13 protein-coding genes are annotated in these 13,108 nt (G+C 72.3%); 8 read left to right on the forward strand and 5 right to left on the reverse strand.

Annotated features, from left to right (window positions below; all coding sequences use genetic code 11):
* Nucleotide 1: 1 nt before the first annotated feature.
* Together ACIGA3_RS23610 and ACIGA3_RS23615 are read left to right on the forward strand one after the other, a co-directional pair.
* A complete protein-coding gene (locus ACIGA3_RS23610) occupies nt 2–487 on the forward strand; it encodes a sigma factor-like helix-turn-helix DNA-binding protein (protein WP_399718970.1) in 486 nt (161 codons plus the stop codon).
* The gene (locus tag ACIGA3_RS23615) at nt 484–732 is read left to right on the forward strand and encodes a hypothetical protein (protein WP_399718972.1); all 249 of its coding nucleotides are present in this window, start codon (nt 484–486) and stop codon (nt 730–732) included. Before ACIGA3_RS23610 ends, ACIGA3_RS23615 begins: the two co-directional genes overlap by 4 nt.
* A gap of 12 nt (nt 733–744) precedes the next feature.
* Here the strand turns inward: ACIGA3_RS23615 and ACIGA3_RS23620 are convergent, their stop codons facing one another.
* On the reverse strand, nt 745–1,902 hold the full coding sequence (locus ACIGA3_RS23620; protein WP_399718975.1) for a cystathionine gamma-synthase: 1,158 nt from the start codon (nt 1,900–1,902) through the stop codon (nt 745–747).
* 131 nt (nt 1,903–2,033) lie between these two features.
* Between ACIGA3_RS23620 and ACIGA3_RS23625 the strand changes: the two genes are divergently transcribed.
* The 4 genes from ACIGA3_RS23625 to msrA all read left to right on the forward strand — a co-directional run bounded on the left by ACIGA3_RS23625 (nt 2,034) and on the right by msrA (nt 6,895).
* A complete protein-coding gene (locus tag ACIGA3_RS23625) occupies nt 2,034–3,152 on the forward strand; it encodes a hypothetical protein (protein WP_399718977.1) in 1,119 nt (372 codons plus the stop codon).
* 195 nt (nt 3,153–3,347) lie between these two features.
* Entirely contained in the window at nt 3,348–4,982 is a 1,635-nt protein-coding gene (locus ACIGA3_RS23630) for a M48 family metalloprotease (RefSeq protein ID WP_399718979.1), read from the forward strand.
* A gap of 52 nt (nt 4,983–5,034) precedes the next feature.
* On the forward strand, nt 5,035–6,156 hold the full coding sequence (locus ACIGA3_RS23635; protein WP_399718981.1) for a hypothetical protein: 1,122 nt from the start codon (nt 5,035–5,037) through the stop codon (nt 6,154–6,156).
* A gap of 73 nt (nt 6,157–6,229) precedes the next feature.
* Nucleotides 6,230–6,895, forward strand: a complete 666-nt coding sequence (gene msrA, locus ACIGA3_RS23640; RefSeq protein WP_399718984.1) for a peptide-methionine (S)-S-oxide reductase MsrA — start codon at nt 6,230–6,232, stop codon at nt 6,893–6,895.
* 58 nt (nt 6,896–6,953) lie between these two features.
* On the opposite strand, the gene ACIGA3_RS23645 is transcribed toward msrA, so the two are convergent.
* Entirely contained in the window at nt 6,954–7,997 is a 1,044-nt protein-coding gene (locus ACIGA3_RS23645; RefSeq protein WP_399718986.1) for an NAD(P)-dependent alcohol dehydrogenase, read from the reverse strand.
* A 179-nt stretch (nt 7,998–8,176) separates the two neighbouring features.
* On the opposite strand from ACIGA3_RS23645, the gene ACIGA3_RS23650 reads away from it, so the two are divergent.
* A complete protein-coding gene (locus ACIGA3_RS23650) occupies nt 8,177–9,064 on the forward strand; it encodes a helix-turn-helix domain-containing protein (RefSeq protein WP_399718988.1) in 888 nt (295 codons plus the stop codon).
* Between the two features lie 80 nt (nt 9,065–9,144).
* Here the strand turns inward: ACIGA3_RS23650 and ACIGA3_RS23655 are convergent, their stop codons facing one another.
* Together ACIGA3_RS23655 and ACIGA3_RS23660 are read right to left on the reverse strand one after the other, a co-directional pair.
* Entirely contained in the window at nt 9,145–10,407 is a 1,263-nt protein-coding gene (locus ACIGA3_RS23655) for an Ig-like domain-containing protein (protein WP_399718991.1), read from the reverse strand.
* A 224-nt stretch (nt 10,408–10,631) separates the two neighbouring features.
* A complete protein-coding gene (locus ACIGA3_RS23660) occupies nt 10,632–10,982 on the reverse strand; it encodes a hypothetical protein (RefSeq protein WP_399718994.1) in 351 nt (116 codons plus the stop codon).
* A 110-nt stretch (nt 10,983–11,092) separates the two neighbouring features.
* On the opposite strand from ACIGA3_RS23660, the gene ACIGA3_RS23665 reads away from it, so the two are divergent.
* Nucleotides 11,093–11,461, forward strand: a complete 369-nt coding sequence (locus tag ACIGA3_RS23665) for a hypothetical protein (protein WP_399718997.1) — start codon at nt 11,093–11,095, stop codon at nt 11,459–11,461.
* An 89-nt stretch (nt 11,462–11,550) separates the two neighbouring features.
* Here ACIGA3_RS23665 and hutH read toward each other — a convergent pair whose 3' ends face one another.
* Complete coding sequence (gene hutH, locus ACIGA3_RS23670; protein ID WP_399719273.1) at nt 11,551–13,089, reverse strand: histidine ammonia-lyase; 1,539 nt, start codon at nt 13,087–13,089, stop codon at nt 11,551–11,553.
* Nucleotides 13,090–13,108: the final 19 nt, after the last annotated feature.

Below are 13,108 nucleotides of genomic sequence, written 5' to 3' on the forward strand. Positions count from 1 at the left end.
GGTGCGTGATCGGCCGGCCGTGCGGGACGCCCGCAGGGCACAGGAGTTCGGGGGGTTCGTCGCGGGCGCGGCGGGCCGGCTGCTGCACACCGCCACGCTGCTCACCGCGGAGGCGCCGGACGCCAACCCGCGCGCGCGGCGCCTGCTGACACGGGCGCTCGCCCACACCTACGCCCACTGGGACCGCCCGCCCGGCGAGGACCCCTACGACCGCGCCCGCCAGTATCTGGCGACCCGCTTCGCACACGCGCCCTGGCACCGCTCCCGCCCGCACGGCCCGCTCGCCGCGCTGACCCCGCGCGAACGGCTGGTCCTGGTACTGCGGCTGTACGAGGGGCTGGCCGACGAGCAGACGGCGGCCCTGCTGGGCCTGCCCGCCGAGCGGGTACACGCCCTCTGCGACCGGGCGACGGCCACGGTGCTGCATCCGCCGCCCGGGCCCGCCCCGCGCGCGGCCGGCCACGTCATGAGACGGCTCCAGCCGTGAACCGGCCGGAGCGCGAGGCCGCCGTGCGGCGGCTGATGGAGACGGTGCCGGTGAGTGTGCCGCCGGAGCTGCCCGGCGAGGCGGTGCGCCGGGGCGCCCGTCTGCTGCGGCTGCGGCGGCACACGCGCCGGCTGCTGTGGCTGGTGCTGTGCGCGGCGGCGGTCGCGTTCCTCACCTGGGCCGCGCTGACCCGGCCGTGGGCGGAGCCGCCGTCTGCGACGACCCCGCCCTTGTCCGGCTGGTAGGCCGGAGCCCGCTTACTTGCCGAGCGCCTGCTGGAGGTCCTCCAGCAGGTCGTCCGCGTTCTCGATGCCCACGGACAGGCGGACCAGGTCGGAGGGGACCTCCAGCGGCGAACCGGCGGCGGAGGCGTGCGTCATCCGGCCGGGGTGCTCGATGAGGGACTCCACGCCGCCCAGGGACTCGCCGAGGGTGAAGATCTGCGCGCGGTCGCACACCGCGACGGCCGCCTCCTCGCCGCCCGTGACCCGGAAGGAGATCATGCCGCCGAACGCCCGCATCTGCTTGGCGGCGACCTCGTGGCCGGGGTGCTCGGGCAGGCCCGGGTAGAGCACGCTGCTCACGCGCGGGTGCCGGGACAGCATGTCGGCGATCTTCGTGGCGTTCTCGCTGTGCCGGTCCATGCGCACCGCGAGGGTCTTGGTGCCACGCAGCACCAGCCAGGAGTCGAAGGGGCCGGCGACGGCGCCCATCGCGTTCTGGTGGAAGCCGATCTCCTCGCCCAGACCCTCGTCGGCGACGATCAGCGCACCGCCGACCACGTCCGAGTGGCCGCCCATGTACTTGGTCAGGGAGTGCACGACGACGTCCGCGCCGAGCGACAGCGGCTGCTGGAGGTAGGGGGTGGCGAAGGTGTTGTCGACGACGAGCTTCGCCCCGCCGGCGTGCGCGACCTGGGCCACGGCGGCGATGTCGGTGATGCCGAGCAGCGGGTTGGAGGGGGTCTCCACCCAGACGGCCTTGGTGCGCGGGGTCATCGCGGCGCGCACAGCGGCCGGGTCGCTGGTGTCGGCGACGGACCACTCCACGCCCCAGCGGGTGGCGACCTTGGCGAAGAGCCGGAAGGTGCCGCCGTAGGCGTCGTTCGGGATGACGACGTGGTCGCCGGGGCTGAGCAGCGTACGCAGCAGGGTGTCCTCGGCGGCGAGGCCGGAGGCGAACGCGAAGCCGCGGCGGCCGCCCTCCAGCGCCGCGAGGTTCTCCTCCAGCGCCGTCCTGGTCGGGTTGGCGCTGCGGCTGTACTCGTAACCGCCGCGCAGCCCGCCGACGCCGTCCTGCTTGTAGGTCGAGACCTGGTAGATGGGCGGGACGACCGCGCCGGTGAGGGGATCGGCGGTGTTGCCCGCGTGGATCGCCAGAGTCTCGAAGTGCTCGCTGATGTGCCTGTCGCTCATGTGCACCGAGCGTAATGCGCTCGCGGGGGTGCTGCCGGACGCCGGGCGCGGGACGGGCGGCGGACGGGAGTTTTCCACAGGCTCGCGGGAGGGGTTGGCCAAGTGTCGCCGGCATCTGGTTCGCTTGACTCATGGCGACTCTCTGGCTGCTCCTGGCGCTGGCCCTGCTGGCCTTCGCGCTGCTCCCGCTGATCCGGCGCGGGCGCGGCGGGATCGAGCGTGTGCATCCGGACCACCCGGACGCGGCCGACCCGGAGCGGTACGGCTTCCTGCGCCAGGAGGAGCTGGACGTCCGGATGCCGGGCCCCGACCAGGACCTGCTGGATGTGCTGGACCTGGTCGGCCGCACCGGTGACCACCGCGCCGCGGCCCAGCTCCTCGCGGGTACGGAGGCGGCGGGCGAGACGCGCTGGCAGCGGGTGCAGGCGTTCGCCGGGGCGGCCTCGCTGGAGCTGCGTGAGCGGCCCGGCGGAATACATCAGACGCCGGGCGGCCAGTGGCTGCGGGTGTGGCGGGCCGAGCAGCCGAAGGACGCGGGCGGCGCGGCGGTGCACGCCGAGTTCCTGGCGCAGCAGGCGTGGCGGACCTCGGTGCCGGGCACGGACGACTTCCGGATCATCATGGAGGAGGCGCGCGACGCCTGCGGGCGGGCCGCGCTCGCCGCCCCCGGCGACCCGGTGCCGCACATCGTCACGCTGTCCGTCGCGCGCGGACTCGGCTGGTCCCGGCCGGAGTTCGACGAGCTGTGGGGAAAGATCCTCGACGTCGCCCCGCACCACATGGGCGCCCACCTCGCCGCGCTGCACTACACCTGCGAGAAGTGGCACGGCTCGCGCGAGGAGGCGTACGCGTTCGCCGAAGCGGCGGCGGCCCGCGCGCCCGAAGGTTCGCTGCTGGCCGCGCTGCCGCTGTTCGCGGTCTTCGAGCATCTGCCCGAGGTCAACCTGGTCGCGGGGTTCTACCGCAGCGAGGTCGTCGTCAAGGCGATCCACGGCGCGCTGCACGCGGTGCACTCCGCCCGGCCGGACGATCCGATGCTCGCGCACGTCCGGCATCTGCTGGTGTTCTTCCTGGTGCGGGCCGAGCGCTGGGCGGAGGCCATGGACCAGCTGGTGCACGTGGACGGCCATGTGGGCGCGCTGCCGTGGAGCCTGTCCGAGGAACCGGCAGAGGCGTTCGCGGTGTACCGGGCGCTGGCGGTCGCGGGGTACGAGGCCAACGGCGGCAACCCGGCGAGCCTGCCCGGCTGACACCCCCGTCCGGCCGCCCGGAGAATACGTATTGCCCCGCTGACCTGCGGTAGGGCATACTCCGCTTGCCCTGGGCTTTGCTCCTGCTTTGCTCGGGCCCGGGTCCCCCCACACTCAGTCGGCGGCACCGCGCAGCGGTGTGCGCCTCGTTCGTCTTGCTCCGGCCGGCCCGGTTGCTGTGGGGGGATCTTTCCGATGGGCGCAACCCTGCGCGCGCTGCGCGCCCTCGTCCTGCTGTCCGGCTTCTACCTGATCAGCCTCGTCCTGCTGGCGGCGCTGGCCGGTGTCGACATCGCCCTGTTCAACGGAGGGCTGCACGGCATCGGGGCCATCAAGATCGGCATCCTCACGGTGCTGCTCGCCATACCCGTCGTACGCGGCATGTTCATGCTGCGCATACCCATGGCTGACGACCCGGCCGCCGTCGAGGTCGGCGAGGCGGACGAGCCGCGGCTGTGGGCGCTGGTGCGCGAGGTGGCCGACGCGAGCGGCACCCACGCCCCCGCCCGCATCCTGCTCACCCCCGATGTGAACGCCTCCGTGCGCGAGGACGCGCGGCTGCTCGGCCTGCGCCCCGGACCGCGCGCCCTCACCCTCGGCGTGCCACTGCTGACCGGACTGAGCGAGGCCCAGTTGCGTTCCGTCCTGGGCCACGAGTACGGGCACTTCACCGCCGGCGACACCCGGCTGTCCGCGATCGTGGTGCGCGGCCGGGCGCAGATCAGCAGGGTCATCGAGCAGTTCCATGCCACCGCCGACGGCAAGGTGGCCGACGAGCGCGAGCGCCAGGAGCGGACCGCCGCCAAGCGGATCGCCAAGGGCAAGAAGGCCCGCGAGGTGGACACGCGGCACACCGGTGCGCTGTACCGGGGGATGGCGCGGCTCTACACCTGGTACGCCAAGCTCTACCTGCGGGCTTCGCAGAGCACCGCGCGCGGGCAGGAGTTCGCGGCCGACCTGGCCGCCGCCCGGATCGCCGGACGCGACGCCACCGCCTCGGCGCTGCGCGAGATCCCGGTCCTCGTGGCCGCCCACGGCTTCTACCTCGACTCGTACGCGACCCTCGGCCTGCCCGCCCGTACGCTGCCGCCGCGCGGTCAGTTCTTCGGGGGCTTCCGCGAGTTGCTGTCGGCCCGCTCCGCCGAGCTGGAGAACCTGCGCGCCCAGCTGCCCACCGAGCCGGAGTCCCGGTACGACTCCCACCCGCCGATGGCCGAGCGGGTGCGCCGTATCGAGGCGCTGCCCGCCGACGGACGCGGCCCTGAGGGCGCCGGCCCCGCCCTGGCCCTGCTCACCGACCCGGAGCGCACCCTGACGGCGCTGGAGGAAGCCTCCCTGACGGCGGAGGCGCTGGGCTTCCGGCGCACCGCCGACTGGCCGGAGCTGCTGAACGTCGCCATGGCCGAGGGCATCACCTCCGCGCAGACCCCGCTGCACCGCGCGCTGACCGCCTACAACGGACGCCCCGCGACCCTCCCGGACCTGCTCGACGCCATGGACGAGGGCCGGCTGTGGCGGGTGGCCGAGCGGCTGCCGCTGTCCGAGGAGGCGGCCGCGGCGACGGGACGGGCGTTCCGCCAGTTCGTACGGCCCGCGCTGGGCGACTCGCTGCGGACGATGGTGCTGGCCGAGTTCAGCGCGCGTTCGCTGCTGAGCTGGGAGTTCTCCTGGTCGCGCCCGGCGGCCGTACGGCTGCCCGGCGCGGCCACCGGCGCCGGGGCGAGCCCCGAGGACGCGTTCGAGGCGGCCGTGGACGCGGCCCTGGCCGACGTGCCGGACACCGCTCCGCTGCGCGCCCTGCTCCCGCCGACGGTCGCCCAGCCCGTCTGAGCGCGGAACCGACCGACCCGAACCCCCCGACCCGAACGGACCCCGCCCGCAGATGACCGTCCTGCTCTGGATACTGGCCGCCCTGGCCCTGCCCTTCGTGCTCTTCGCGGCCTGGCTGGCCAAGGTGTTCCTGAAGGAGTTCTTCTCCGGCAACGCGGAGGCCGCCATCGCCGCCGAGGAGGCCGCCACGACGGCCACCGAGAAGGCCGCCGCCTCGGCCGCGCTCGGCCTGCTGCCCGCCGAGCGGCAGAACACCGGCTCGGCCGGCCCGCTGACCCCCGAGACGGCCGCCGCGCTCGCCGGGGTCCAAAGCGGCGACTGGCGGCCCGCCGCCGACCTGATGGCGGCCGTCGGCCGGGACTGGGAACGCCGTTCCCTGCTCACGTTCCGGTTGGCCGACAAGGCGGCCGACGACGACGCCTGGCTGCTGGCCTGGGAGACCGCGCGCCCCGAGGACCCGGACGCGGCCGTGGTCAGGGCGCGCAGCTCGGTGATCCTGGCCTGGCGGGTGCGGGGCGGGAAGCGGGCGCAGTACACGACGCACGAGCAGTTCGAGGGATTCCACCGCACGCTGCTCGAAGCCCGCGAGGAGATCGCGCGGGCGGCGGCGCTGAACCCGGACGACCCGACGCCGTACATCGCGGAGATCTGGCTGGCGCTGGGCCTCGGTTACCCGAACGCCCGGATGGACACCCTGTGGACCGAGATCACGGCCCGCGCCCCGCACCACTACGAGGCGCACTTCTCGGCCCTCCAGTACTGGTGCGCCAAGTGGCGCGGCTCGGAGCGGCTGGCGACCGAGTTCGCCGCACGGGCCGCCGCCGCGGCACCCACCGGGAGCCTGCTGACGGCGCTGCCGCTGATCGCGCACTTCGAGCACGACGACTCGGACGACACCGCCGCCGACAACACCCCGGAGATGGTGGCTCGGGTGGAGGCGGCCCTGAAGGACGCGGCCGCCGCCGACCCGGCGCACCCGCGCCTGCCGGAGCTGCGCCACCTGCTTGCCTACTACCTGCACCTCCAGGGCCGCGACGAGGCCGCCGTGGAGTACTTCCGGCTGATCGACGGCCATGTGGACGCGCTGCCGTGGCGGTACCGGAACAACAAGGCGGAGTACTTCTGCCAGGTCCGCGACACCGCCGTACGGGAAGCCGGGCGCACCGCGAGCTGAACCGGAATTCCAGGGGCACGCGAGCCGTTGTAACGGGTGCACGTCCGCACCCGAAACCGACCAGGGAGACCTCATGCTCTTCGGCCGCACACCGCAGCTGCCCACTCCGGAGCAGGCGCTCACGGGGCGGGATGTGCCCGCCTTCGAGGTTCCCGCCCGGCACACCGTCCTCGGCAACCCCCTGGCCGGCCCCTACCCCGAGGGGCTGGAGGTCGCCGATTTCGGGATGGGCTGCTTCTGGGGCGCGGAGCGCAAGTTCTGGGAGCTCCCGGCGGGGATCTACACCACGCTGGTGGGCTACCAGGGCGGCTCCACCGAGAACCCCACCTACGAGGAAGCCTGCTCGGGCCTGACCGGCCACACCGAGGCGGTCCGCGTGGTCTACGACCCCGAGGTCATCTCGTACGAGCAGTTGCTGAAGACCTTCTGGGAGTCCCACAACCCCACGCAGGGCTTCCGCCAGGGCAATGACGTGGGCACCCAGTACCGCTCCGCGATCTACACCCACACCCCGGAGCAGGCGGCCGCCGCCGAGGCGTCCCGCGCCGCGTACCAGAAGGTCCTGTCGGGCTCCGGCCACGGCACGATCACCACGGAGATCCTCCCGGCCGAGGGCCGCCCCTTCTACCCGGCCGAGCCCTACCACCAGCAGTACCTGGACAAGAACCCCGCCGGGTACTGCGGGATCGGCGGCACGGGCGTCTCCTGCCCGATCGGCGTCGCCCCCGCCCAGGGCTGAGCACACACGAGAACGGGCCGCCCGGCCGGAGCCGGGCGGCCCTTCTCCTTGCCTGGCGTCAGATCGTCGCCGTGTCGATGACGAAGCGGTAGCGCACGTCGCTGGCGGTGACGCGCTCGTACGCGTCGTTGATCTCGTCCGCGCCGATCAGCTCGATCTCGGCGCCCACCCCGTGCGCCGCGCAGAAGTCCAGCATCTCCTGGGTCTCGGCGATGCCGCCGATGCCGGAGCTGGAGAGGCTGCGGCGGTGGCCGAACATCGACTGGAGGGTGATCTGCACCGGCTCCTCCGGCAGGCCCACGTTGACCATGGTGCCGTCGGTGCGCAGCAGGGACACGTACTCGGCGAAGTCGAGCGGGGCCGAGACGGTGTTCAGGATGACGTCGAAGGTGCCCGCCAGCTCCTCGAAGGTCTTCGGGTCGCTGGTGGCGTAGTAGCGGTCGGCGCCGAGCCGCAGGCCGTCGTCCTTCTTGCGCAGGGACTGCGAGAGCACGGTGACCTCGGCGCCCAGCGCGTGGGCGATCTTCACGCCGACGTGCCCGAGCCCGCCGAGGCCGACCACGGCGACCTTCTTGCCGGGGCCGACACCCCAGTGCTTGAGCGGGGAGTACGTGGTGATGCCCGCGCACAGCAGCGGCGCGGCCACGTCCAGCTCCAGTCCGTCGGGGACGCGGACGACGAAGTCCTCGTTCACGACGACGTTCTCGGAGTAGCCGCCGTAGGTGGGCTCGCCCTGCTTGTCGGTGTCGTTGTAGGTGAAGGTGGGGCCGCCGCCGGTGCAGTACTGCTCCAGGCCGGCCTTGCAGTTGTCGCACTCGCGGCAGGAGTCGACCATGCAGCCGACGCCCACCCGGTCGCCCACCGAGAACTTGGTGACCTCGGGTCCGACCTCGGTGACCACACCGGCGATCTCATGGCCGGGGACCATCGGGAAGATGCCCTCGCCCCAGCCGTCGCGGGCCTGGTGGATGTCGGAGTGGCAGATCCCCGCGAACTTGATGTCGATCAGGACGTCATGGTCGCCGACCGGCCGCCGCTCGATCGTGGTCCGCTCCAGGGGCGCCTTGGCGGCGGGCGCGGCGTACGCAGCAACAGTGGTCATGCCGGGGTTCTCCTAAGCTTCGCCGTGGCCCGGACACGGTTCCGGCCGGGCACTCTCCCAGAGTGCCCCCATCCGGCGCCCCCACCCAGGCCACGGCTTTGCGTACGACCACCGTGCCTACCACTGGGAGGGACAGGCTCCGGCGCGTACGACCGGGCGCCGCCCTCGATACTTGAGGCATGGACGAACAGCCGGAGACGGCCCCGAGCCGCCCGCTGGACCGGCGGGCCGAGCTGAGCGAGTTCCTGCGCAGCCGCCGGGCCCGGCTCAAGCCGGAGGACGTCGGACTGCCCGAGTTCGGCCGGCGCCGCCGGGTGCCGGGGCTGCGCCGCGAGGAGCTGGCGCAGCTGGCCGGGGTGTCGGTGGCGTACTACACGCGGCTGGAGCAGGGCAACGGGCGGAACGTGTCGGCGGAGGTGCTGGACTCGATCGCCCGCGCGCTGCGCCTGACCGACGCCGAGCACGCGCATCTGACCCATCTGGCCAAGCCGGCGCCGCACAAGAAGCGGCCGCAGGCCCGCCGACCGCAGGTGCGGACCGCGCTCCAGCATCTGCTGGACTCGATGGACGCGGTGCCGGCGTACATCGCGGGGCGGCGCACGGAGATCCTGGCCTGGAACCGGATGGCGACCGCGCTGTTCGGCGACTGGGGACGGCTGGCGCCCGAGGACCGCACCTGGGCCCGGCTGGTGTTCCTCTGTCCGGAGTACCGCGAGCTGTTCGTGGACTGGGAGCAGAAGGCGATCGACATCGTGTGCGGGCTGCGCATGGACGCCGGGCGCTTCCCGGACGACGCCCGGCTGGCCGCGCTGGTCGGTGAACTCTCCGTCAAGAGTGAGGAGTTCCGCCGGCTGTGGGCCACGCACGACGTGAAGGAGCAGTTCTACGGCGTGAAGCGGCTGCGGCACCCGCTGGTCGGGGAACTCGCCCTGGGCTTCGAGGGGTTGCGGGTGACGGGCGACGCGGACCTCAATCTGATCGTCTACCACGCCGAACCGGACTCCCCGTCGGCCGAGTCCCTGCGCCTGCTGGCGAGTTGGGGCGCGGCCGCGGTGCCGACGCTCTAGCGGACCCCGTACATACGCGAGTGCCGCCCCTCACCAGGAGGGGCGGCACTCGTGCGCTCAGGGGATGTTCCGGGGTGGGATCAGACGGCCGAACCGGCCTTCCACTGCGCCCAGTCCATGTTCCAGCCGTTGAGGCCGTTGTCGGGGGCGACGGTCTTGTCACCGGTGTTCTGGAGGACCACCACGTCACCGACGAGGGAGTGGTTGAACACCCAGGCGGCCGGGGTGTTGGGGTCCTTGGCGCCCTTGGTGTCGGACAGGCCCACACAGCCGTGGCTGGTGTTCGCGCTGCCGAAGATGGACTTCGCGCCCCAGTAGTTGCCGTGCAGGAAGGTGCCGGAGCCGGTGAGGCGGATGGCGTGCGGCACGTCCTTGATGTCGTACTCGCCCTTGCCGTCGTCGTCGGTGAAGCCGACGGTCGCGCCGTTCATCCGGGTCTGCTCGAACTTCTCGGACATCACCATGGTCCCGGCGTACGTCTTGTTCTCCGGGGAACCGGCCGAGATCGGGATCTGCTTGACGACCTTGCCGTCCTGCGTGATCTTCATCTGCTTGGTCTTCGCGTCGACGTAGGAAACCTGGTTGCGGCCGACGTGGAAGGTGATCGTCTTCTGCTGGACGCCGTAGACGCCGTCGGCGCCCTCGACACCGTCGAGCGCGAGCTTCAGCGTGACGGTGGAGTTCTCCTTCCAGTACGTCTCCGGGCGGAAGTCGATCCGGTTGGCGTTGAACCAGTGGCCGACGACCTCCTGGCCGCTGCTGGAGGAGACGGTGATCCCCTTCTGCACGGCGGCCTTGTCGGTGATCGCCTTGTCGAAGTTGATCGACACGGGCATGCCTACCCCGACGGTGCTGCCGTTGTCCGGGGTGAAGTTGCCTATGAAGCTGTTGGACGGGGAGACCGTGGTGAAGGAGGCGTTCTCGTGGGCCACGCGGCCCTCGGAGTCCTTGGCCTCGGCGGCGAGCTTGTAGGTCGTCGACCGCTCCAGCTGGGTGGTCGGCTTCCAGCTGAGCTTGTCGGCGGAGAGCGCGCCGTCGACCGGCTTGCCGTCCGCGGTGGTCATGCTCACGCCGGTCAGGGTGCCCTTGGCGACCTTGACCGCGGCCGAGTTGTTGATGGAGGCGTTGTTCGAGCCATCCTTCGGCGTGATCGTGATCTGAGCCTCGGACGACTTCTTCGCCGCCGCTTCGTCGGCCTTCGCCTGCGAGCTCTCGCCGCCGTCGGACGCGTTGGCGTCACCGCCGCCGGAACAGCCCGTGAGCACGAGCACGCCACCGAGCAGAGCGGACGCGACCGTCAGGCCCTTGCGCCGCTTACTGTCCGTCATCACACGCTTCTCCATCGTTGCCGAATCCGCCAGAACCCCGAGAGTCCCCGTTGAAATCTTTCAACGTCACGGCCACGCCTTCCCGTTCCCCGGTCGGGGGTTCTGTGGGAAACGCCACGTCCCCTTCCCGGGACGGGTGTGCGCGGTACTCCGTGCGCCTCTTGTCAGACGTGAAAACCCGGACGGCGGTTGCCGTCCGGGTCATGCGTGCCCCGAATCGCCCGGCCGAAGCCGCCGGCCTACCGCTCGTTCTCGCCGTCCGGCTCGTCGTCGTCCTCCCCATCATCCTCATCGAGGTCCCACTCGGGCGAATCCGCGTCGTACGCGGACCGCTCGCTGGACCAGGAGGCTTGCTGGAGTTCCACTCCAGGCACCTCCCTGACCAGGTCGAACGGGTCGACGAGATAGGCCAGCGCCTCGGCGGTGTCTTCCGTCACAGCGCCCTCGGCGTGGGCCCGCTCCGCCTCCGGCAGCTCCGGGTCGGTGGCGATGCGGCGCAGCGCGGCCTTGGTCAGCTCGTCGTCGTCGAGCACTTCCAGAACCAGCTCCACCCGAAGGCGTACAAAACGTGATGTCTCTTCAGCGTCCATGGGGCGAGCCTAGAACCGAAACCTGTCGTGACTTTCCTGTGACCCGCGATTTTCACTAACATCGCTCCACACGGCCAATTCGCCAGCGTCACAAGGGGGATCGATATTCCGTGGCATCCGCTCGCCGTCCGTTGCTGACCGCCACCGCCGCGGGCACTCTGCTGTGCGCCCTGTGGTTCGTCCCGTCCGCCAACGCCTCGCAGGACGGCCCCACGACAGGCTCGACGGCCGTCGGTACGGCGGTCGACGGCGGGGCCTCCGGCACCGGGTCGCCGCAGTCCGAGGACCCGGCCTCGGGAATCACCGAGCAGGTCACCACGGTGTCCCAGCTGGCCGGTCAGGACGCGTCCGACCCGACCCGGCTCGCCGACACCGGCAGCTTCGACACCACGCCGTACGTGGTCTCCGGGACCCTGTTCCTCGCCGTGGGCGCGGGCTTCGTGGTGTATTCGGTGCGCCGGGAACGCCTGGAGTTCTAAGCCTGCGCGCTTTAAGCCCGCTTGACGATTCGTTGACCGGCCGATGGGTGGAAAAGGGGCCCCGCCCGTGGGCGAGGCCCCCGTGGTGGCTAGCGCAGCGGTCCGGTGACCGTCTCGGCGGCCGCCACCAGCCCGCCCCCGCGCACGAAGGCGTCGGCGGCGGCCAGGTCGGGCGCGAGGAACCGGTCCGGGCCCGGACCGCCCACCCCGGCCGCGCGCGCGGCCTCGATCACGGCGCGCGAGGCGGGCGCCGGTTCCAGCCCCTCCCGCAGCTCGACGGCCCGGGCGGCCGCGTACAGCTCGACCGCGATGATCCGGGTGAGGTTGTCCACGGCGGTACGCAGCTTGCGCGCGGCCGACCAGCCCATGGAGACGTGGTCCTCCTGCATGGCGGAGGACGGGATGGAGTCGGCGGAGGCCGGTACGGCGAGCCGCTTCAGCTCGCTGACCAGCGCGGCCTGGGTGTACTGGGCGATCATCAGGCCGGAGTCCACGCCCGCGTCGTCCGCGAGGAACGGCGGCAGCCCGTGGCTGCGGTTCTTGTCCAGCAGCCGGTCGGTGCGGCGCTCGGCGATGGAGCCGAGGTCGGCGGCGGCGATGGCCAGGAAGTCCAGGACGTAGGCGACCGGGGCGCCGTGGAAGTTGCCGTTGGACTCCACCCGGCCGTCGGGCAGCACGACCGGGTTGTCGACGGCGGCCGCCAGCTCGCGCTCGGCGACCAGGCGGGCGTGCGCCAGGGTGTCGCGCCCGGCACCGGCGACCTGCGGGGCGCAGCGCACCGAGTAGGCGTCCTGGACGCGGGGCGCGTCGTCCTGGTGGTGCCCGGTGAGCTGGGAGCCCTTGAGCACGGCGAGCATGTTGGCGGCGGAGGCGGCCTGGCCGGGGTGCGGGCGGATGGCGTGCAGCTCGGGCGCGAGGACCTTGTCCGTGCCGAGCAGCCCCTCCAGGCTGAGGGCGGCGGTGATGTCGGCCGACTTGTAGAGGGAGTCGAGGTCGGCGAGGGCCATGATCAGCATGCCGAGCATGCCGTCGGTGCCGTTGAGGAGGGCCAGGCCCTCCTTCTCGCGCAGCTCGACCGGCTCGATGCCGTGCTCGCGCAGCAGCTCACCGGCCGGGCGTACGACCCCGTCGGGACCCTCGGCGTCGCCCTCGCCCATCAGGGCCAGCGCGCAGTGCGAGAGCGGGGCGAGGTCGCCGGAGCAGCCGAGGGAGCCGTACTCGTGCACGACCGGGGTGATCTGGGCGTTGAGCAGGTCCGCCATGGTCTGCGCGACCTCGGGGCGTACGCCGGTGTGCCCGGAGCAGACGGTCTTCAGGCGCAGGAACATCAGCGCGCGGACGACCTCGCGCTCGACGCGCGGGCCCATGCCGGCGGCGTGCGAGCGGACGATGTTGCGCTGGAGCTGGGCCCGCAGCTCGGGGCTGATGTGCCGGGTCGCCAGGGCGCCGAAGCCGGTGGAGACGCCGTAGACCGGATCGGGTTTGGCGGCCAGCGCCTCCACGATCTCGCGGGCCGCGGCGAGCGCGGCCACGGCCTCCTCCGACAGCTCCACGCGGGCACCGGCGCGCGCGACGGCGAGGACGTCGTGCGCGGTGACACCGGTGGTCCCCACCACCACAGAGTGCATATCCATATTCAGGAGCGTA

The sequence above is a fragment of the Streptomyces sp. NPDC085596 genome (assembly GCF_044541565.1).
Classification (GTDB): domain Bacteria; phylum Actinomycetota; class Actinomycetes; order Streptomycetales; family Streptomycetaceae; genus Streptomyces.